This window comes from Pseudomonas sp. R1-43-08, from assembly GCF_003852255.1.
Classification (GTDB): domain Bacteria; phylum Pseudomonadota; class Gammaproteobacteria; order Pseudomonadales; family Pseudomonadaceae; genus Aquipseudomonas.
On the sequence record NZ_CP027734.1, the window covers coordinates 5,539,374 to 5,557,322 of the forward strand.

General features: G+C 61.2%; 15 protein-coding genes. 9 read left to right on the forward strand and 6 right to left on the reverse strand.

What is annotated here, in order from left to right; all coding sequences use genetic code 11:
- The first annotated feature begins 88 nt into the window (after positions 1-88).
- A complete protein-coding gene (locus tag C4J87_RS25585; protein WP_124368856.1) occupies positions 89-1,147 on the forward strand; it encodes a helix-turn-helix domain-containing protein in 1,059 nt (352 codons plus the stop codon).
- The gene (locus C4J87_RS25590) at positions 1,144-1,635 is read left to right on the forward strand and encodes a type II toxin-antitoxin system VapC family toxin (protein WP_124368857.1); all 492 of its coding nucleotides are present in this window, start codon (positions 1,144-1,146) and stop codon (positions 1,633-1,635) included. Before C4J87_RS25585 ends, C4J87_RS25590 begins: the two co-directional genes overlap by 4 nt.
- A 48-nt stretch (positions 1,636-1,683) precedes the next feature.
- Here the strand turns inward: C4J87_RS25590 and C4J87_RS25595 are convergent, their stop codons facing one another.
- Positions 1,684-2,973, reverse strand: coding sequence for an MFS transporter (locus C4J87_RS25595; RefSeq protein WP_124365020.1), 1,290 nt, complete (start codon positions 2,971-2,973; stop codon positions 1,684-1,686).
- Positions 2,974-3,378: 405 nt separating this feature from the next.
- Between C4J87_RS25595 and C4J87_RS25600 the strand changes: the two genes are divergently transcribed.
- Both C4J87_RS25600 and C4J87_RS25605 read left to right on the forward strand, forming a co-directional pair.
- Positions 3,379-3,783, forward strand: a complete 405-nt coding sequence (locus C4J87_RS25600) for an acyl-CoA thioesterase (RefSeq protein ID WP_003176975.1) — start codon at positions 3,379-3,381, stop codon at positions 3,781-3,783.
- Between the two features lie 58 nt (positions 3,784-3,841).
- Positions 3,842-4,741: a D-hexose-6-phosphate mutarotase gene (locus tag C4J87_RS25605; RefSeq protein ID WP_124368858.1), complete on the forward strand. Its 900-nt coding sequence runs from the start codon at positions 3,842-3,844 to the stop codon at positions 4,739-4,741.
- Between the two features lie 119 nt (positions 4,742-4,860).
- Here C4J87_RS25605 and C4J87_RS25610 read toward each other — a convergent pair whose 3' ends face one another.
- The 5 genes from C4J87_RS25610 to C4J87_RS25630 all read right to left on the reverse strand — a co-directional run bounded on the left by C4J87_RS25610 (position 4,861) and on the right by C4J87_RS25630 (position 8,631).
- Positions 4,861-5,397 carry a DUF3299 domain-containing protein gene (locus C4J87_RS25610; RefSeq protein WP_124365022.1) on the reverse strand — a complete coding sequence of 179 codons (537 nt, stop codon included), beginning with the start codon at positions 5,395-5,397 and terminating at the stop codon, positions 4,861-4,863.
- A gap of 77 nt (positions 5,398-5,474) precedes the next feature.
- Positions 5,475-5,720: a GlsB/YeaQ/YmgE family stress response membrane protein gene (locus C4J87_RS25615; RefSeq protein ID WP_057006311.1), complete on the reverse strand. Its 246-nt coding sequence runs from the start codon at positions 5,718-5,720 to the stop codon at positions 5,475-5,477.
- 105 nt (positions 5,721-5,825) lie between these two features.
- Positions 5,826-6,911 (reverse strand): 5-(carboxyamino)imidazole ribonucleotide synthase, encoded by a 1,086-nt coding sequence (locus C4J87_RS25620; RefSeq protein WP_124368859.1) that lies wholly within the window; start codon positions 6,909-6,911, stop codon positions 5,826-5,828.
- A gap of 11 nt (positions 6,912-6,922) precedes the next feature.
- Entirely contained in the window at positions 6,923-7,414 is a 492-nt protein-coding gene (gene purE, locus C4J87_RS25625) for a 5-(carboxyamino)imidazole ribonucleotide mutase (protein WP_003195648.1), read from the reverse strand.
- 308 nt (positions 7,415-7,722) lie between these two features.
- Entirely contained in the window at positions 7,723-8,631 is a 909-nt protein-coding gene (locus tag C4J87_RS25630) for a LysR substrate-binding domain-containing protein (RefSeq protein ID WP_124368860.1), read from the reverse strand.
- A gap of 181 nt (positions 8,632-8,812) precedes the next feature.
- Between C4J87_RS25630 and aspA the strand changes: the two genes are divergently transcribed.
- The 5 genes from aspA (at position 8,813) to C4J87_RS25650 (ending at position 17,825) form a co-directional block, all read left to right on the forward strand.
- Positions 8,813-10,237, forward strand: a complete 1,425-nt coding sequence (aspA, locus tag C4J87_RS25635; protein WP_124368861.1) for an aspartate ammonia-lyase — start codon at positions 8,813-8,815, stop codon at positions 10,235-10,237.
- Positions 10,238-10,629: 392 nt separating this feature from the next.
- Positions 10,630-12,075 carry a sodium:alanine symporter family protein gene (locus C4J87_RS25640; protein ID WP_124368862.1) on the forward strand — a complete coding sequence of 482 codons (1,446 nt, stop codon included), beginning with the start codon at positions 10,630-10,632 and terminating at the stop codon, positions 12,073-12,075.
- Between the two features lie 77 nt (positions 12,076-12,152).
- Entirely contained in the window at positions 12,153-13,130 is a 978-nt protein-coding gene (locus C4J87_RS25645) for an asparaginase (RefSeq protein WP_124368863.1), read from the forward strand.
- Positions 13,131-13,245: 115 nt separating this feature from the next.
- Positions 13,246-14,316, forward strand: a complete 1,071-nt coding sequence (locus tag C4J87_RS26510) for a hypothetical protein (RefSeq protein WP_256679933.1) — start codon at positions 13,246-13,248, stop codon at positions 14,314-14,316.
- Complete coding sequence (locus C4J87_RS25650; protein WP_256679934.1) at positions 14,253-17,825, forward strand: dermonecrotic toxin domain-containing protein; 3,573 nt, start codon at positions 14,253-14,255, stop codon at positions 17,823-17,825. The genes C4J87_RS26510 and C4J87_RS25650 overlap by 64 nt, the downstream gene beginning before the upstream one ends.
- Positions 17,826-17,949: the final 124 nt, after the last annotated feature.

Here is a 17,949-nt window from a genome sequence, read left to right on the forward strand (position 1 = left end):
CACCCGCCGGGATTCGAACAGCCAACATAGGCCTTAGGTTGACAAACAAATACAAAAGCATAGCCTTGTCAACCTAAGGAGATCTCACATGATTAATGATCGAATTCGCCGCGCAAGGTTATTGCGTGGTATGTCGCTGGAAGCGCTCGCGCTCAGTCTTGGCGATATAACCAAGCAAGGTCTGAGCAAATATGAAAAAGGGTCGAGTACCCCCAACTCCCAGCGCCTTTTGCAATTGGCAAAGGCGCTGGAGGTGAGCCCGGAGTATTTTTTCCGTACCCAGGCATTGCCACTCGCTCCGCTGGAATTTCGTAAGCTGGCGAAGATGCCGCGATACCGTCAGGTCCAAGTCGAGGAGCAGATTCGAGAGCATCTGGAGCGTTATATCGCCCTTGAAGAGTGCTTCGACCCGGTGGACATCCAAACTGCTAAAACGCCTGCGCAGATGTTGTCGGTATCGTCTATTGGCGAAGCTGAACGGGCGGCAGATGAGCTCCGCCGATATTGGGACATCGGTGAAGATCCTATCGCCCATCTGACCGAGCAGTTGGAAGAGCACGGCATCAAGGTAGTGATGCTGAACGGCCCTGATGATTTTGATGGCGCCTGTGCAGCTACTCATGACGGCCAACACGTGTTGATTGCATTGAATGCGCAACGACCCGGTGAGCGCATTCGCTTCACTGCAGCCCATGAATTGGGACATTGGGTGATGCGCCTGCCAGATGATATGTCCGAGCGCGATAAGGAAAACTGCTGCCACCGCTTTGCAGGGGCTTTTCTTTATCCTGCTAAAAGTGTCACCGGAGACTTTGGCAGCCATCAGCGATCACGTGTTCACCCCCGTGAGCTTTTGATCGTCAAACGGCAATACGGGCTCTCCATGCATGCGGCGCTCCGTCGTTTGAAAGACCTCAACCTGTTGGGTGAAGGTGGCTATAAGTCCCTGACTATTCAATTCAGCAGCAATGGCTGGCGAAAGGCGGAGCCTGAACCGCTGCCTTGCAACCCCCCTCAGCGTTTCGAATCACTGGTATTTTGGGGGTTGGCAGAGGGTCTTATTACCAAGTCACGAGCGGCTGAGTTACTGCGTCGTCCAGTGAAAGCTCTGGATCCCAATTTTCTGGGCTCACTGGAGAGTGCATGAGCCTGATCTATATCAGCGACACCAACATCTGGATTGACTTCAGAAACGCTGGATTGCTGGATCATATGTTCAGACTGCCATTCACTCTTTGTTGCACTGATTTCGTCATGCACGAACTGGAGGACTTTCCCCGTGACGAGCTGCTCGCGCGGGGCCTGCTTGTCGAATCATTCGATGACAAAGGCGTAAGAAAGCTCGTAGAACTCAAAGTCGAACACAACAACAGCTCATTGGCTGACGTTTCCTGCTACCTACTGGCACAAGCAACCGGCAGGCCGTTACTGACGGGTGATGGGAAGCTCCGCCGCCAGGCAATTCGAGACGGCCTGCAAGTGCACGGTGCACTTTGGTTGCTCGATCTTATGGTCGACTACCAAGTAATCAACACCCGCGACGCAGCAATGGCCCTGGATAACATGCTCACGGGAGGAGCTCGTTTACCAGCATCAGAGTGCCAGACAAGGCTCTCCACATGGCGCCCCCTGTAAAACCCAACTGGAAGCTACAGCCGTGTACATAGAAGGCTTCCTACTCGCTCAACGCCCGCGTTTCCACAGGTACCCACCCACCACCATCCCCATCACACACAGTACCGCCACATAGTACGCCGGCCCCATCGGGCTCTCCTTCATCAGCAGTGACACCGCCAGCGGCGTCAGCCCGCCGAACACGGCGTAGGCGACGTTGTAGGAAAACGACAAGCCACTGAAGCGCACCACCGGCGGGAAAGCTTTCACCATCACGTAAGGCACCACGCCGATGGTGCCTACAAACAGGCCGGTCAAGGCGTACAGCGGGAACAGCCAGTCCGGATGGGCCATCAGGCTGTGATAAAGCGTCCAGGACGTGGCCAGCAGTAAGGCGCAACCGCTGATCAGCACCCGGCCGGCGCCGAAGCGGTCTGCCAGTGCGCCGGCGGCGATGCAACCCAGGCTCAGGGTGACAATGGCCAAGCTGTTGGCCTGCAACGCCACCGTGGGGCTGAAGTGGTAGACGGTCTGCAGCACGGTCGGGGTCATCAGGATGACCACCACGACGCCCGCCGACAGCAGCCAGGTCAGCAGCATCGACAACACGATGGCGCCACGATGGTCGCGCAGTACCGCGCGCAACGGCAGCTCGGCGGCCAGGGTCTTGCGTTGCTGCATTTCGGCGAAGATCGGCGTTTCATGCAGCCAGCGGCGCAGGTACACCGACAGTAAGCCGAACACGCCGCCGAGCAGGAACGGAATACGCCAGGCAAACTCTGAAACCTGCTCCGGGCTGTAGATCGAGTTGATCGCCGTGGCCACCAGCGAACCCAGCAATATACCGGCGGTGAGGCCGCTGGTCAGCGTGCCGCAGGCGTAGCCGATATGGCGTGGCGGCACGTGTTCGGAGACGAACACCCAGGCGCCGGGAACCTCACCGCCAATCGCCGCGCCCTGGATGATACGCATCAGCAGGAGCAGGAGCGGTGCCCACAAGCCGATCTGCGCGTAGGTCGGCAGCAGGCCCATGATCAAGGTCGGCACGGCCATCATGAAGATGCTCAGGGTGAACATTTTCTTGCGGCCCAGCAGGTCGCCGAAGTGCGCCATGATAATCCCGCCCAGGGGGCGAGCCAGGTAGCCGGCGGCGAAGATGCCGAACGTCTGCATCATGCGCAGCCATTCGGGCATGTCGACGGGGAAGAACAGTTTTCCGACCACCGTGGCGAAAAACACGAAAATGATGAAGTCGTAGAACTCCAGCGCCCCGCCCAAGGCAGACAGCGACAGGGTTTTGTAGTCGTTGCGGGTCAGCGGGCGCGAAGGTTGCGCGCTGCTTGCGGGCACGGAGGACATGGCAAGGCTTCTCTTATAGTAGTCATCGTAAAGGACTGCGCGCCTGTGACTTGCGGCGGGTTTGGCAAGATAGCAAATCGCTTGAAAAAGCACAGCGCCATGAGAACAGTTGCGCGCAAAAGCCCCGATACAGCGTCTATTTACCGACCAAATGAGCCTCAGGTGGTCGTCGTCGCGCCAGCGTCTCGATATACTCGCCCGTGCAAGCGCAGAAACCCCAGCCTTGAGGGGCTGCTGTGCCAAAACGTTGTTGGGCGCCATCCAGCCGATTTGGCAGAGTTTCCCTTTAGTTCGCCTTACGAGAAACGCATCGAGCGGTGTATGTTGGTGCTGAAACGTTTTTCCAGAAGACGGCTATCCACTTGAAATACCCATGAAGCGTCACGGGTCAGAGGCACCCTCGGCATGATCGAACTCGAACAAGAAGATCCTATCCCGCAAGGCGATCTCGCCTTGCAAATCACCGCGCTTCCGCGTGAAACCAATGGTTTTGGCGATATTTTCGGTGGCTGGCTGGTCGCGCAGATGGACCTGGCCGGCACTGCCATGGCCAGCAAGGTCGCGGGCGGGCGCGTGGCGACCGTGGCGATTGATCGCATGGCCTTCCTGGTACCGGTCGCGGTGGGCGCGCAGTTGTCCTTCTATACCCAGGCCCTGGAAATCGGTCGCAGCTCGATCCAGATGATGGTCGAAGTGTGGAGCGACGACCCGCTGTCCAGCGAATGGCGCAAGGTCACCGAGGCGGTATTCGTGTTCGTCGCCATCGATGGCAGTGGCCGCACGCGCTCGGTTCCGTCGCGCGCGCGTTAAACCTCACCGGGTTTTGACGGTCAATTGCCCCATTGCCTGCCACTGAGAGTGCTTTGTTATGCCGACGCCCCACGTTGAAACCGTGACAATCGACGAGCTGGACTGCTGGCGCATCCGCCACAACGGCGCCGAATTGATGGTGGCCCAACAGGGCGCGCATCTCTTCAGCTACCAGCGCGACGGCGAGCAGCCGCTGATCTGGCCGAATCCTGAAGCGGTGTTCAAAAAAGGCAAAGGCATCCGCACCGGCGTACCGGTTTGCTGGCCATGGTTTGGCGTATTCGACCGCAACCCGCAGAGTGTTAAGGCCATGCGCCACAGCGATCAGCCGGCCGGTGCCCACGGTTTTGTGCGTACGGCGCTGTGGGAATTAGCCGCGACCGAGTTGCAAGGCCAAGCGCTGCGGGTAGACCTTGTGCTGCCGGTACCCGCCGGCGGCTTTCCTGGTTGGCCCCATCCGGTCGATTTGAAGCTGAGCCTGGTGCTGGACGATCAGTTGCATATCCACCTGACCAGCCATAACCGTGGCACTGACACGGTGACGCTCAGCCAGGCGCTGCACACCTACTTCGCCGTCAGCAATGTGCGCAACGTGCAGGTCGAAGGCCTGGACGGGTCGGCGTACATCGACACCGCCGCTGGCTGGTCCGAGAAACAACAATCCGGCCTGCTGCACTTCACCGCCGAGACCGACCGCATCTATCTGGATACGCCGGCTGAACTGAGCATTGTCGATAAAGACTGGGGACGCCGTGTGCAACTCACCAGCCAGGGTTCGAAGTCGACGGTGGTCTGGAACCCCTGGACCGAACGCGCCAAGGCCTTCGATGACATGGCCGACGACGGCTGGCAGGGGATGCTGTGCATCGAGACGGCGAATGTGCTGGAAGATGTGGTGACTTTGGCACCCGGTGAAAGCCACACTCTCGGCGTGAGCATCAATGCTATCGCCCTGTAGATGAAGAACAAAATGTGGGAGGGGGCTTGCCCCCGATTGCGGTGGTTCAGTCAATTCATAGGTGACTGATACACCGCTATCGGGAGCAAGCCCCCTCCCACATTGATTTGTGGTGTGGTTTAAAGATCCGACTCCTTCACCACCCTCACCTTCCCTGCATCCAGTGCATACGCCGCATCCGCCAGATCGTTGTTCACCTTCTCTACCTTCAACGTGCCCGTGACCCACAGCGGCGTATAGATATCCTCCAGCTTCAAACCCTTCGGATACCGCACCAGCACCAGTTGGTTAGGCGGCGGTGGCGGCACGTGGATGCAGGCGCCTGGGTAGGGCACCAGGAAAAACAGGGTGCTGCGGCCCTTGGCGTCGGTTTCCAACGGCACCGGGTAGCCGCCGATACGGATGTTCTTGCCGTTCATGGCCGCCACGGTCTTGGTGGAATACATCACCGCCGGCAAGCCTTTGCTCTGCTTCAGGCCGCCTTTATCGGTAAAGGTGCCTTGGGCTTCGGGGGAGTTGTGATCGATCTCGGGCATGGCCTCGAGGGCTTTCTGATCCGACAGCGGCATCAGGTCAAGCCAGTCGGTTTCCGGCAGTTCGCCAGCGTGTACCAGGCCTGGGCCCAGCAAGAGGAGAGTCAACAAAAGATGGCGCATGCAGAGGCTCGGCAGGTTCAGGTGGCGAGCATTCTAGCCCTCTGCGCCTGCGCAGCGCAGAGGACTTTGTCGGCTGGTTACTTCCTTTTGATCAGGCCGTAGATCACCAGCAGCACAATGGCACCGACCAGCGCGCCGATAAAGCCTGCGCCTTGACCGGCCTGGTAGATCCCCAGGGCCTGGCCGCCATAGGTCGCGGCCAGGGAGCCGGCGATACCCAGCAGGATGGTCATGATCCAGCCCATGCTGTCGTCGCCAGGCTTGAGGAAACGCGCCAGCAGGCCGACGATCAAGCCGATAAAAATGGTTCCGATAATACCCATGGCATTTCCCTCTGATTGGTATGAGACATGCCAAAGCCTAGTCAGACTTTGGCATCCTGCAATCAGAGAGACGCCGAGCCTTAATGGTTCCCGTGGCGGCGCGGCTTATTGTTCGGCGATCAAGGCTTCGACCTTGAGAATCTGCGCCTGAAGGGTCGCGCGGTCCTTGCAGCGCAGGTTGGCGTGACCCACCTTGCGCCCGGCCTTGAAGGCCTTGCCGTAGTGATGCACATGGCAATCGTCGATCGCCATTACCCGCTCAACCGGCGGTACTACGCCGATGAAGTTGAGCATGGCGCTCTCGCCCACCTTGGCCGTGGAGCCCAACGGCAAGCCCGCCACCGCCCGCAGGTGGTTTTCGAACTGGCTGCACTCGGCGCCTTCGGTGGTCCAGTGCCCGGAGTTGTGCACGCGCGGGGCGATTTCGTTGGCCTTGAGGCCACCATCGACTTCAAAGAACTCGAACGCCATTACGCCGACGTAATCCAGCTGCTTGAGCACGCGACTGGAGTAATCTTCGGCCAACGCCTGCAGCGGGTGGTCAGTGCTGGCCACGGAGAGCTTGAGAATGCCGTTGACGTGGGTGTTGTGCACCAACGGGTAGAAACGGGTTTCGCCATCACGGGCGCGCACGGCGATCAGCGAGACTTCGCCGGTGAACGGCACAAAGCCTTCCAGCAGGCAGGCAACGCTGCCCAGCTCGGCGAAGGTGCCGGCCACATCGGCAGCGGTGCGCAGCACTTTCTGGCCCTTGCCGTCGTAGCCCAGGGTGCGGGTTTTCAGCACGGCCGGCAGGCCGATACTGGCGACGGCGGCGTCCAGGTCCGCCTGGGACTGGATATCGGCGAAGGCCGGCGTCGGGATGCCCAGGTCCTTGAACATGCTCTTTTCGAACCAGCGGTCGCGCGCGATGCGCAGGGCTTCGGCGCTCGGGTACACCGGTACGAACTGCGACAGGAAGGCCACGGTTTCGGCCGGGACGCTTTCGAACTCGAAGGTCACCAGGTCGACTTCGTCGGCCAATTGGCGCAGGTGGTCCGGGTCGCTGTAGTCCGCGCGCAGGTGTTCACCCAAGGCGGCCGCGCAAGCGTCCGGCGCCGGGTCCAGGAAAGCGAAATTCATCCCCAGCGGGGTTCCCGCCAGAGCGAGCATGCGACCCAGTTGGCCGCCACCGATTACACCGATTTTCATCGTCAACAACCTCAGGCGATACGTGGGTCTGGATTGTCCAGCACGCTGTCTGTCTGCTCAGCACGGAATTTTTTCAGCACCGCATGAAACTGCGGATGCTTGGCGCCCAGGATGCTGGCGGACAGCAACGCGGCGTTGATCGCGCCGGCCTTGCCGATCGCCAGGGTCGCCACCGGGATGCCGGCGGGCATTTGCACGATGGACAACAGCGAATCCACGCCCGAGAGCATCGACGACTGCACCGGAACGCCCAGCACGGGCAGGTGAGTCTTGGCTGCACACATGCCTGGCAAGTGCGCCGCACCACCGGCACCGGCGATGATCACCTCGATGCCACGGGATTCTGCTTCATCGGCATACTGGAACAGCAGGTCCGGGGTGCGGTGGGCGGAGACCACCTTCACTTCATACGGAATGCCGAGTTTTTCCAGCATATCGGCGGTGTGGCTAAGGGTGGACCAATCGGACTTGGAGCCCATGATCACGCCAACCAATGCACTCATCGTCGTGCCTCTTCTCTCTGGGCGCCCGCAGGCGCGTCAAAAAACAACAAGCCACGCGGGAAATCCGGCGTGGCTTGGTGTACGAATTAAGGCCGGTTGGACCGGCCGAAGGCCGCGCAGTATACCGTAATAATCCAGATAAACAGCCCCTTGGACGACCATCTGCCCAGCGGTGCAAAGTGGCGGTTTTATTGACCCTGTAGGAGCGAGCTTGCTCGCGAAGATCGCCAACGATGACGCGGGCGTTCTGAATGGATGCGGCGCTCTCAGGTTTTTCGCGAGCAAGCTCGCTCCTACAGGGATCGCATTCAGGTGCCTTGCGCCGCCCCACCTTCCAACTTGCGCCACAACAACCGCACATTCGCCTTGCGCACCAGCGCACAGCGGTACAGCCGAATCTCCAGCGGCACGTGCCACTGCGCTCCGCCACACACCACCAATTCGCCTCGGGCCAGTTCCGCCCGCACGCTCAATTGCGGCACCCAGGCGATGCCCAATCCTTCCAACGCCATGCTTTTGAGGCTGTCGGCCATGGCCGTCTCGTAGATCGTCGTGAAACGCAAGGCGCGCTGACGCAACAGTAAGTTCACCGAACGGCCCAGGAACGCGCCGGCGCTGTAGGCCAGCAACGGCACGCTGCCCTCGCCTTCGAGGTCGAACAATGGTTTTCCATCCGCATCGGCGGCGCACACCGGGAGCATTTCGGTATTGCCCAGGTGCAGCGACGGGAAGATCTCCGCGTCCATCTGCATCGCCGCATCCGGGTCATAGAACGCCAGCATCAGGTCGCAACCGCCTTCGCGCAGCGCATGCACGGCATCGCCGACGTTGGTCGCCACCAGCCGCGTGGCGATGTTCAGGCCTTCATTGCGCAACTGCGCGATCCAGCGTGGGAAAAAGCCCAGCGCCAGGGAGTGCGCGGCTGCCACTTGCATGACTTCGCCCTGCCCGCCTTCCAGGTGATGCAAATGGCGCAGCACTTCACCGAGCTGCTCGACCACCGTGCGGGCGGTGACCAGGAACAACTGGCCCGCCGCCGTCAGCTCCACCGGCGTGCGCGAGCGGTTGACCAGGGTCAGGCCCAACGCGGCCTCCAGGCTGCGAATGCGTCGGCTGAACGCCGGCTGGGTGACAAAGCGCCGCTCCGCCGCCTGGGAAAAACTGCGCGTCGCCGCCAAGGCGCTGAAGTCTTCCAGCCATTTGCTTTCAAGGTTCATCACTGCCTCCACGGGAATGCACCATTTTGGCACACACGCCCGTCATGGTAACCGGGTCACATCCACATTATGCCGTTTGTGCATAGGCCAGTGTTTAACAGCATTGGCCCAAAAACTTCTACAAGCCTAGCATTCGCAGCGTTCCGGCCAGTTCCGGGTCCATATCGAGATGATTTCCGTCATGTCCTCCGCTGCATCATTCCGCACAGAAAAAGACCTGCTTGGCGTACTCGAAGTACCCGCTCAAGCGTATTACGGCATCCAGACCCTGCGAGCGGTGAATAACTTCCGCCTCTCGGGCGTTCCGATTTCGCATTACCCGAAATTGGTGGTCGGCCTGGCAATGGTCAAGCAAGCGGCCGCTGACGCCAACCGCGAACTGGGCCAACTCAGCGAAGCCAAGCACGCGGCCATCAGCGAAGCCTGTGCCCGCCTGATCCGCGGCGATTTCCACGAAGAATTCGTGGTGGACATGATTCAAGGCGGCGCCGGCACTTCAACCAACATGAATGCCAACGAAGTCATCGCCAACATCGCGCTGGAGGCCATGGGCCACCAGAAGGGCGAGTATCAATACCTGCACCCCAACAACGACGTGAACATGGCGCAGTCGACCAACGACGCCTACCCGACCGCGATCCGCCTGGGTCTGCTGCTGGGCCATGACGCGCTGCTGGCCAGCCTCGACAGCCTGATCCAGGCGTTCGCCGCCAAAGGCGTCGAGTTCGGGCATGTGTTGAAAATGGGCCGTACCCAATTGCAAGACGCCGTGCCGATGACCCTCGGCCAGGAGTTCCGCGCCTTCGCCACTACCCTCGGTGAAGACCTGGCCCGCCTGAAAACCCTGGCGCCGGAGCTGTTGACCGAAGTGAACCTGGGCGGCACCGCCATCGGTACCGGCATCAATGCCGACCCGCGCTACCAGGCCCTGGCCGTGCAACGCCTGGCCCTGATCAGCGGCCAGCCGCTGGTACCGGCTGCCGACTTGATCGAAGCCACCTCCGACATGGGCGCCTTCGTGCTGTTCTCGGGCATGCTCAAGCGTACCGCCGTGAAGCTGTCGAAGATCTGCAACGACCTGCGCCTGCTGTCCAGCGGCCCGCGCACCGGGATCAACGAGATCAACTTGCCGGCACGCCAGCCAGGCAGCTCGATCATGCCCGGCAAGGTCAACCCGGTGATCCCGGAAGCGGTGAACCAGGTGGCATTCCAAGTCATCGGCAATGACCTGGCGCTGACCATGGCAGCCGAGGGCGGCCAGCTGCAGTTGAACGTGATGGAGCCGCTGATCGCGTTCAAGATCTTCGACTCGATCCGCCTGCTGCAACGCGCCATGGACATGCTGCGCGAGCATTGCATCGTCGGCATCACCGCCAACGAAGCGCGCTGCCGCGAGCTGGTGGAACATTCCATCGGCCTGGTCACCGCGCTGAACCCTTACATCGGCTACGAAAACGCCACCCGCATCGCGCGCATCGCCCTTGAAAGCGGCCGCGGCGTGCTGGAACTGGTGCGCGAAGAAGGCTTGCTCGACGACGCCATGCTCGACGACATCCTGCGCCCCGAAAACATGATCGCTCCACGCTTGGTCCCGTTGAAGGCCTAAGTGTTTGTTGCACCGCTCACCAGGTTGAGGGACTAGACACCTCTCACCTTTTGAGGGCCTGAAGGCTCGTTCTTCAGGCCCTTTTTTTTGCTCTGAGGTTGTGAAATGACGCCCATAAAAAATCCAATATCGCACCGCAAACCCACCTCTCCTGTAACGGCCTGGCTGAAACCTTTAATCGGCCCAGGCAGACGGATCACATTCGCCTAGGTATAGTGCCGCCCCTCTTCGCGTCTGCGGCCGTCGGTAACGAGGCCCGGGTACAACGCGAAACCGCATGAATAACAACACCCGCAAAAGGATTGGGGTCGAACGTCGTGCACTGCCTGGTGCCATACGATGTGTCGGACCGTCCTGCGTTTGCCATTAGAAAAATCAGCGAGGAACACTCCATGCTCGAAGTCATCAACGACTTCCTCTCAGGGAAAGTACTGATCGTGCTCATTGTCGGGCTCGGCGGTTATTTCACGATTCGCTCGCGTTTCGTGCAGTTGCGTCACTTTTTCCACATGTTCTCGGTGTTTCGCGACAGCCTCAAGAGCAGCTCCGGCCAACTCAGTTCATTCCAGGCGCTGATGCTCAGCCTGGCGGGCCGCGTCGGTGCCGGTAATATTGCCGGCGTCGGCATTGCCGTGACCCTGGGCGGCCCCGGTGCCGTGTTCTGGATGTGGGTCACCGCGCTGGTGGGCATGTCTTCGAGCTTCATCGAGTGCTCCCTGGGCCAGTTGTACAAGCGCACCGACGCCGAGGGCACCTACCGTGGCGGGCCGGCTTATTACATCCAGCACGGCCTGCACAAACGCTGGCTGGGGATGGTGATGGCGTTCCTGTTGCTGGTGACCTTCGGTTTCGCCTTCAACGGCCTGCAAGCCCATGCCGTGACCCACTCGCTGAATAACGCCTTCGGCCTCGACACCACCTACACCGGCCTCGCGCTGGCGGTGTTGCTGGGCCTGGTGTTCATCGGCGGGATCAAGCGTATCGCCTCGATCGCCGACCTGCTGGTACCGGTCAAGACCCTGGTCTACATCGCCGTGACCCTGTACGTGATCGTGCTGCAATTCGACCACGTGCCGGCCATGCTCGCGACGATCGTCAAGAGCGCGTTCGGCCTCGACCAGGCCTTCGGTGGCCTGGTGGGCAGCGCGATCATCATGGGCGTCAAACGCGGCGTGTTTGCCAACGAAGCCGGCCTGGGCAGCGCGCCTAACGTGGCAGCCGTGGCGTCGGTGGAACACCCGATCGCCCAGGGTGTGGTGCAAGCGTTCAGCGTGTTCCTCGACACCTTTGTGATCTGCACCTGCACCGCTTTGTTGATCCTGCTGTCCGGCTTCTACACCCCAGGCTTCGAAGGCGACGGCATTGCCCTGACCCAGAACTCCCTGGCGGCAGTGGTGGGTGACTGGGGCCGCATGTTCATCTCGGTGGCCCTGGCGTTGTTCGTGTTCACGTCGATCATGTACAACTACTACCTGGGCGAGAGCAACCTGCGCTTCTTGGTCGGCAACAACCGCAAGGTGCTGATGGGCTACCGCGCATTGGTGCTGGTGCTGATTTTCTGGGGTTCCATCGAGAACCTGGGCACCGTGTTCGCCTTCGCCGACATCACCATGACCATGCTGGCGTTCGTCAACCTGTTCGCCCTGGCGTTCCTGTTCAAGATCGCCATGCGCATCCTGAACGACTACGACAATCAGCGCGCCGCAGGCATCAAGACCCCGGTGTTCGACTCCAGCCAGTTCCCCGACCTGGACCTGGACCGCAAGGCCTGGCCGGCGAATCCGGTAAAACCGCAAGCTTCCCCGGCGGCTGAATTGAACGCTCAAGTGCAACGCTGAGCGTAGACAGATGACACGCCGCCTGGCCTTGGGCATGCTCTGGGCCCGGCGGCGTTTTTCGTTCAGGAGACTTTCAAATGCAACCAGCCAATAACGTCATGGTGCTCTACACCGGTGGCACCATCGGCATGCAGGCCAGCGCCAATGGACTGGCACCCGCTTCCGGATTCGAAGCCCGCATGCGTGACCAGTTCGCCAACCTGCAAGCGCCCGCCTGGCGTTTCCGGGAAATGTCCCCGCTGATCGACAGCGCCAACATGACGCCCGCCTACTGGCAGCGCCTGCGCACCGCCGTGGTCGAAGCCGTTGACGAAGGCTGCGACGCGGTGCTGATCCTGCATGGCACCGACACCCTGGCCTACAGCGCGGCAGCCATGAGTTTCCAACTGCTGGGCCTGCCGGCGCCGGTGGTGTTTACCGGCTCGATGCTGCCGGCCGGTGTGCCCGACAGCGATGCCTGGGAAAACGTCAGTGGCGCCTTGGCCGCGCTGGGCGAAGGCCTGGCACCGGGCGTGCACCTGTACTTCCACGGCGCGCTGATGGCACCGACCCGTTGCGCGAAAATCCGCAGCTTCGGGCGCCATCCCTTCGCCGCGCTGCAGCGCAACGGCGGCGCGGCCAAGGCCGAGGCGCTTCCCGCCGCCCTGGATTACCGCCAGCCCAATGCCCTGGCTAACGTCGGCGTGTTGCCGCTGGTGCCAGGGATCGGCGCCGGGCAACTGGATGCGCTGATCGACAGCGGGATCGGCGCGCTGATCCTGGAATGCTTCGGCAGCGGCACCGGGCCGAGCGACAATCCGGCGTTTCTCGCCAGCCTCCAACGTGCGCAGGACCTGGGCATCGTGGTAGTCGCCATCACTCAATGCCATGAAGGCGGCGTGGAATTGGATGTGTATGAAGCCGGCAGCCGCCTGCGCGGCGTGGGCGTGTTGTCGGGCGGCGGCATGACCCGCGAAGCGGCCTTCGGCAAGCTCAACGCCCTGCTGGGTGCTGGCCTGGCCACCGCCGATACCCGCCGCCTGGTCGAACTGGACCTGTGTGGGGAGCTGCGCTGAGCCAGCGTCGACCGCTACATAATCACCCCCTGCCCTGACTGGCCGGTACCTAGCATGGAACACCCGAGTGGAGACCTCGGGTCGCTTCCATCAACCGGCCAGACAGGGATGCCCCATGACTACGCACAGCCGAACTTTTGAGCAGCCATCCGTCAAGCCTGCGGACCTGACACTGGACCTGCTCACCCAACTCACTGCACGGCCATCATTCAGAGAAGTAGCCTCAGTGTTGTTGCGCCAGACCTTACAAGAGCAGTACCCGGCACTCGACATCAATCCCGACCTCAGCCTGGTCGGCAGCCCATCCTGGGAAATCGTCGAGGACAAGATCGTCCCCGGGCTGACGTTCTATCAAACCCTCAGCGACATCCTGGCCAGACAGTCCGTAGTCGGCGGGACGACAACGTACATTGAAGGCGAACACTTCCTCACCCAGCAACCGCTGACCGACCCGCCGATGCTGCTGCCCGTGCGCATTGTCGACATCGCTCACACCCTCAACACCCTGGCGCCGGTGATGCCGGCCGCGTTCCAGGAACAACAGGTGGAATTCTGGAACCACAGCACCGACAACGGCCCGCGCTGGCATGGGTTTTCCAACTCATTGCGGGCAGCGTGGAATGTTCAGAGGGTGGACGGCTGGGATGACGACGACTGCGCCATGGCTCGCCTGTTGTTTCACGCCCCGGCCCGTAGCGGGCGGCTCAATGACCCTTACAACCTGCGAGCGTGCCTGATCGACATCGATCAGGTCGACGACGAAAAAGTCACGCATTTGAACGAATGCTCGACAGCCGTACTGATCGGTCGACGGGACGAACGCGAGATTATCCTCACCTACTCCCTGCTCAAGGGGTATGAAAAATTCGCCTCGCTGGAGCAATTTGGCCAGAGCCTGCCGGACCGGCTGAGCCCGTCGGCCACGCGAAAAAAAATCCAGTGGCGGCTGTTCGAACCGACCGGCGACTTTTTCGACCACCAGGCCTGCAGCCTGATCGCCTTGCAGATCGAGGCCATCGGCACCCAGGATTTTTCCATCGACGATGAACCCGAGACGGCACCGGCGCTGGTTACCCCGAGCAGATCGCCAAAAACGGGCCGCCCCTGGATTGGTACCGGCAATTGCTGCCGGACTGGCTGCGGCAAGCCTCTCTCTCTGACCTGGGTTTCTATTCGCGGCATTTGAAAGACCTGGCCGCCCTGCAAAGCATGAACCTGGGCAAGTCCTACCAGGACGATATCCCGCCCATCGAGCAATATGCGCTTGAGGCGCTGAAGGCCGAAATGCTCAAGGAGCATCCAGAGGCGCTGCACCTGCCGCTGGACAAGCTCAGCATCCGGGTTCAAAGCCTGGTCGTGTGGGGCACTTTCACCGTGCCGGGACAGACGGACACCACCACCTTCAGCCTCAGCGAACTGGCCTTGCAGAACTTGATCGCGGTGCCGCTGGGCAACAAGACGCTGCTCCAAAGCAATGAGCGGCCGTTGCCGCAATGGATGACCGTCGACTATGTGGAAAGCCTTGTCAGCAAGGCCGATATCGGCAAGCAGTACCCGGCACTGATCAACCGCAAGCTGCTGGAAATCACTAGCGAAGCTTCGCGGCGAAAGCGTCTCTTTGCCCATCACCTGCGCATCCAACTGCCGCTGCTGGCCCTGCAATGCAAGATTCTCCGCGAACACGGGATTGATGAACAAGGCTACCGCTACGTCGCCGCCGCGATGCAGGCTGACGCCGAGGACCGCAAGGTCGACGGGCAAGACATTGTCATCCGGCCCTTGGCCTTCGTGCCCCAGCGCCGCAGCGATGGCTCGCCGGACGAGGTGGAAAACATGTACGTGATCGGCGCGAAGGGCTCTTCCGCCGGCCCCTGCCTGCTGTATCGGCCGCAGTTCGACCCGGCCCTGATCCAATACCCTTCCCACGCCAACCTGATGTATGCCATCGCCCAGTCCCCCGAACTGCGCAAGTCAGTGCTGGCGTGGCTGCCCGACGCCGTGCGCAACCATTACGCCAATTACGTGTTCCCTGGGGCACTGCCCTCGCCGTGGGCCGTCGCGGACTTTCTGGTGAACACCTCGACGCAATGGACCATGAGCGGACCGATAAGCCTGGGTGAACGCACGCTCGACGGCGATCTGTTTACCAGCCTCTATGAGGCCAATGCCCACGCCCTGATCAAGCTCGCCGATCGCCAGTCGGTGTCGAATGCGGAAAACCGCTGGGAGACGCTCAAGCATGCCGGCTGGACGCTGCTCAATGCCGCACTGCCGTTTGCCAGCCCGACCGTGGCAACCGGCGCCTGGATCTGGCAGGTCGTCGAGCAAGTGCAACAGTTCGTCATTGCCTGGGAGGACGGCGCAAAACCCGAGCAATGGGCGGCGCTCACCGATGTGCTGCTCAACCTCGCGACCGCGATTACCCTGCACATCAGCATGCGCCTGCGGCCTGCGGGCCGTCGCCGGGAGCCCGAACCCACGCTCATCAACCCAGCGCCGCTGCCCACCGTGGAAACCCTCCAACTGGAAACGATTGCCACCCATGAGTTGCCACCCGGCCATGCGCGATGGCTGCACACCAGCGGCGCGGTCAATCGGGCGCCAGCCACACTGGGCCGTGTGCTGGAAAGCTTCAAGGTGAGCAAGCCGCACGAGCCGAGCACCGTCGAAACGAACCAGGGGCCGCACCAACACCTGACCCGGCACGACCATAAGTACTACGCCCAGGTCGGCGAACGCTGGTTTGAAGTCGCCGTGGACGAGAACGATACCGTCATGATCATCGACCCGCAGCAGCCCGAGCGGACAGGGCCGACGCTGTTTCACAGTGCGGCGGGCCAGTGGGTTATCGACACCCGCTTGCGCCTGCGCGGCGGCGGCCCCAAACGGATGCTCAAGCTGGCGAAAGCCGAAGCGACCCTGCAGGCCGCCGAAGTACGCGACAAACTGGTGGCTTTCGAAAACGCGAAAAAAACCGCGCAAAGCGAGCTGCAGCAAACCCATCGGGCCATGACCGAAGCGCCTGGAACCTCCGCCGCCGCCAAGCGCGAACTCTACCTGCAGAAGCTCGGCACCCAGCGCGCCGACTATGAAACGGCGCTGCAGCAACTCAAGCGCCTGAACGTGTTCACCTCAGTGCCCGACTATCAACAAAAGGCCCTGGGCTACGTACGCGCGCAACTGGAACTCAACGAAGCCGGAATCCGCGAAGCGCAAACCCTTTTTACCCCCAAGCTCAAGACCACCCTGGACCAGATCGAACGCCAGAGCCGCGAAACCGGGCAGCGCGAGGTGGCGGGCGCGCAACAAATGACCGAGCTGAGCGAGGACATGATCGCGCGCCTGGATTACACGCAAACGCGATTCGCCCAACTGCGTACCCTGGCCCAGGACGGAATGCGCCTGATCCAGGACGCCAGGAAGCGACTGCCGGCCTACACCAGCACCGATCTCAAGGCACTGCAGGTGACCCTGGCGCGCAACCTGTGCCTGGAAAAAACCAGCGCGTCCACCGAACCCGATGCCTGGAGGGCCATGGACGAGATCGTCGACAGCGCCGACCTCTCGGTCCAGGCGTTGCGCGACACCCTGCACGAGCGCAGCGAATCACGCCTGGATGAACGTATCGACTCGCTAGGCAGCCTGATCGAGCAATTCAAGGTCATCGATGAACGCCTGGACGATTTCCCTCAGGAGTTTCCCGCCGTGGTCCTGTCGGACCCGCTGCAAGGCCTGCGTCTGAAGTTGCGTGAATTTTCCCAGGAGGCCCTGCAGCATTTGAGCCTGTTGCACGCCGAGCGTGACGTCTTTCGAAACCGGCCGACGCCACCGCAGACACCGCCAAGGCCGCTGAAAAAATTCATCCACACCCGTTACAACGGCGTACTGATCGGTGAACCTCGGCTGACGCCCATCGGTCTTGAAACCGACATGGTGGATATCCGGTCACCGCTGACCCAGCAGGTCATCGCAACCTTCCATGAGAAAAGCCCGAACATGTGGGTGCAACGTGTCACCACGCCCGAAGGCGAGGATGTGGTGCCCGACCTCCAGGTCAGCCTGGACCACGGCCGGGCACTGCTGGACGGTCTGGCAGCCTTCAAGCAGCGCGCCGTCGAGCAGGCAAAAAAGCAGGATCGCACCGCCGTCGGCATCGAGTACCTGTATCACCGGCATGCTTTGCTGCTGGAAGAAACCAACCGGCACATCGAGAAGGCGCTGGCTCGCGACAACACCACCACAGACACCCACTCACATTCGGCAGCCAGCCTCGGCAAACAACTCAACGACGCGGCGCAGGCGCTTTATAAACTCGCCTCCGATCACATGATGCGCATGATCAAGCAACATGCCCCGACCCCCGCCGGGGTTGAGTGGCTCAAGGACCGCAACGCGATCATCATCAAGAAGGTCATCAAGCGGCGTCGGCTCAAGAGCACCGTGCCGGATTATCTGGATGAATACACCATCAGCGAACGCTACAGCCATGAGGTGCTGTGGTATGCGCACTTTCATTACTCGGCGGCCTGGACGCCGGCCAAGTCCTTTATTTCCGCGCGCTTGAAAACGCCCCAGGAGTACCGCAAGGGGTCGCTGGCCGATTCCATGCAAGGGCTCAATGAGCAACAGCAAATTGCTTATTTCCGCAGCGAGATCAACCTGGAAGCGGCCAAGCGCTTATTTTTCGACCACTGAACGGCACACTCCTTGCTGTTTCCTGCCAAACCCCGGCAGGACCCGCGCCTGGAGCAAGATCAAGTCCGGGACCTGATAAGCGTCGGCCAGGGACTGCGCGCCCTGGCTGTTTTATCTATCTACC

What these genes read in the sequence shown, in the direction of transcription:
- C4J87_RS25640 (WP_124368862.1), top strand. Translation starts at nt 10,630, where the DNA reads ATGCTCGAAGTCATCAACGACTTCCTCTCAGGGAAAGTACTGATCGTG.
- C4J87_RS25600 (WP_003176975.1), top strand. Translation starts at nt 3,379, where the DNA reads ATGATCGAACTCGAACAAGAAGATCCTATCCCGCAAGGCGATCTCGCC.
- purE (WP_003195648.1), bottom strand. Translation starts at nt 7,414, where the DNA reads ATGAGTGCATTGGTTGGCGTGATCATGGGCTCCAAGTCCGATTGGTCC.
- C4J87_RS25585 (WP_124368856.1), top strand. Translation starts at nt 89, where the DNA reads ATGATTAATGATCGAATTCGCCGCGCAAGGTTATTGCGTGGTATGTCG.
- C4J87_RS26510 (WP_256679933.1), top strand. Translation starts at nt 13,246, where the DNA reads ATGACTACGCACAGCCGAACTTTTGAGCAGCCATCCGTCAAGCCTGCG.
- aspA (WP_124368861.1), top strand. Translation starts at nt 8,813, where the DNA reads ATGTCCTCCGCTGCATCATTCCGCACAGAAAAAGACCTGCTTGGCGTA.
- C4J87_RS25610 (WP_124365022.1), bottom strand. Translation starts at nt 5,397, where the DNA reads ATGCGCCATCTTTTGTTGACTCTCCTCTTGCTGGGCCCAGGCCTGGTA.
- C4J87_RS25630 (WP_124368860.1), bottom strand. Translation starts at nt 8,631, where the DNA reads ATGAACCTTGAAAGCAAATGGCTGGAAGACTTCAGCGCCTTGGCGGCG.
- C4J87_RS25645 (WP_124368863.1), top strand. Translation starts at nt 12,153, where the DNA reads ATGCAACCAGCCAATAACGTCATGGTGCTCTACACCGGTGGCACCATC.
- C4J87_RS25615 (WP_057006311.1), bottom strand. Translation starts at nt 5,720, where the DNA reads ATGGGTATTATCGGAACCATTTTTATCGGCTTGATCGTCGGCCTGCTG.
- C4J87_RS25590 (WP_124368857.1), top strand. Translation starts at nt 1,144, where the DNA reads ATGAGCCTGATCTATATCAGCGACACCAACATCTGGATTGACTTCAGA.
- C4J87_RS25595 (WP_124365020.1), bottom strand. Translation starts at nt 2,973, where the DNA reads ATGTCCTCCGTGCCCGCAAGCAGCGCGCAACCTTCGCGCCCGCTGACC.
- C4J87_RS25620 (WP_124368859.1), bottom strand. Translation starts at nt 6,911, where the DNA reads ATGAAAATCGGTGTAATCGGTGGCGGCCAACTGGGTCGCATGCTCGCT.
- C4J87_RS25605 (WP_124368858.1), top strand. Translation starts at nt 3,842, where the DNA reads ATGCCGACGCCCCACGTTGAAACCGTGACAATCGACGAGCTGGACTGC.